This is a genomic window from Paenibacillus sp. J5, from assembly GCF_054955055.1.
Map to the genome: position 1 here is coordinate 1 of NZ_JBUEDD010000027.1, position 2,171 is coordinate 2,171.

The window sequence follows — 2,171 nt, forward strand, 5'->3', positions numbered from 1 at the left end:
CCCAGCTTCGTCTCCTGCTCCGAAGACGTGTACTCGCTCCAGTCCAGCTCTACAATTGGCAGGCGCACCTCATCGCTCACCGATTGCAGCGGCTGATCAAAGCCGCTTAGCTCGATACGGACGCGCAGCACGCTATGTCGGCGGAGCAGCTCACGCCACGCCTGCTCGAAGGCCTGTCGGTTAAATGCTCCGCTCAGCGTCAAGCAGCTCTGCTCGCAATAGATGCCTGCATCCGGCCTGGCAAGCGAATGGTACAGCATCCCCTCTTGAAGCGGACTAAGCGGATACAGGTCGCGAATATGCCTATCGGACGCATACAACCGATCTAATTGCTCTTGGGAGACCGCAAGCAACGGGAAATCCGATGGCGTCACCCCTCCGGCATGCGGCAGGCGGCAGTGATCTATCATGACGCGCAGCTCCTGCACGAAGGCTGCTGCCAGCCTTTCGATCGTCTCGACCCGATGCAGCCTTGAACTGAACGTCCAATTCAGTATCAACTGTCCGCCGCTGACACCGCCATTAATTTCGATCAGATGATCGCGCGGGGCATCTGGATGATGCGGCTGACCGGATGATTCCGGCGCTCCAGAGATCCATCCGCCCTCCTGAGCCATCTGATCCATTTGGCCCAAGTAGTTGAACAGAATACCCGGCGATTCCACATGCTCAAGTTGCTGTGCTGTCTCTGCATGTCCGTTAAGATAGCGCAGCAGCCCATAGCCGATGCCCTTATGCGGAATGCTGCGAAGCTGTTCCTTCACCCCCTTCAAATCCCGTTCCAGCGAACCGTCGCCATCGAGTGCCAGCAGCACCGGATGAACGGTTGTAAACCATCCTACTGTGCGCGAAAGATCGACATCGTCGAACAAGTCCTCCCGCCCATGCTCCTCCAGATGGATACGTACTCGCTTCTCTCCCGTCCAGGCCGCGAGAGCCCTTGCAAGTGCCGTCATCAGCAGATCATTAATTCTCGTTCTGTACACCGGTGGCATCTCCTGCAGCAGTGCGGTCGTCGCCTCGGCATCCAGCACACTCATGATGGACTGCGCATCAGCGTAGGTATTTACCGCTGACACCGCCTCCAGCGAGACATCTCCATCGAGCGGCAACGGCAGTGGACGAAGACGCTCCTCCTGAAGCCAGTAAGTCCGCTCCTCTTGCATGGCAGGGGACTGCGCATAATCGTGCAGTCTTCTCGCCCATGCCTGGAACGAGGTCGTCTTGTCCGGCAGAGTAAGCGGCTCACCCTGCAGCGCCTGCGAATAGGCGGTATGCAAATCCTCCATGAGAATACGCCAGGACACACCGTCCACCGCTAAATGGTGGATAATCAGCAGCAGTCGCGCCGGCTGCCCCGCACCCAGGTCGAATACTGCGGCGCGCATGATCGGGCCGTTCTCCAGCGCCAGTGATTGTTGCAGTCGCTGCGCCTCCTCCTCGATTCGGCGTGTCTGCTCCTCCTGCTCCAGACCCGACAGATCCAGTCTGGTGACCGGCACACTCTCATCCGGTGCAGCTATCGTCTGACGCCAGCCCTCCTCTGTCTTCGCATAGCGAAGCCTCAATGCATCATGGTGGCGCGATAGCAATGTCAGTGACTGGCGGATGGCTCTGGCATCCACCGGCTGGCGGATCGCGAGCAGCATCGCCTGATTCCAGTGATGTCTTGAAGGAATCTCCTGCTCGAAGAACCAGTGCTGGATTGGCGTCAGCAGAACATCGCCAGTGACCGGCCCCTGCTCCGCAATGACGGGAGCAGAGAGCCTTGCGACCGCGGCTAGCCCAGCCACAGTCTGATGCTCGAACATCTGCTTCGGCGTCAGCTTCAAGCCAGCCTGTCCCGCTCGCGACACGATCTGAATGCTGACGATCGAGTCGCCCCCCAGCTCGAAGAAATTATCATGAATGCCGACCCGCGACACCCCAAGCGCCTGCGCCCATAGCTGGCAGAGCTGGGTCTCCACCGCATTTCGCGGCGCAGTATACTCCCGGCTCTCAGTCAGCTCCGGCTCCGGCAGCGCCTTGCGGTCGATCTTGCCGCTGGCTGTCAGCGGCAGCCGCTCCAGCAGCACGATCACGGACGGTACCATGTACGCCGGCAACTGCTCCTCCAGCGCCTTGCGCCAGGACTGCCGCAGCTCGGGCTCCGACGCCGCCCCTGTCCCGCT

1 protein-coding gene is annotated in these 2,171 nt (G+C 60.2%); it reads right to left on the reverse strand.

The window, feature by feature from the left end:
• The coding region (locus ACY1JZ_RS25920; protein WP_462631657.1) for a condensation domain-containing protein at window positions 1–2,171 on the reverse strand (2,171 nt) is incomplete at both ends.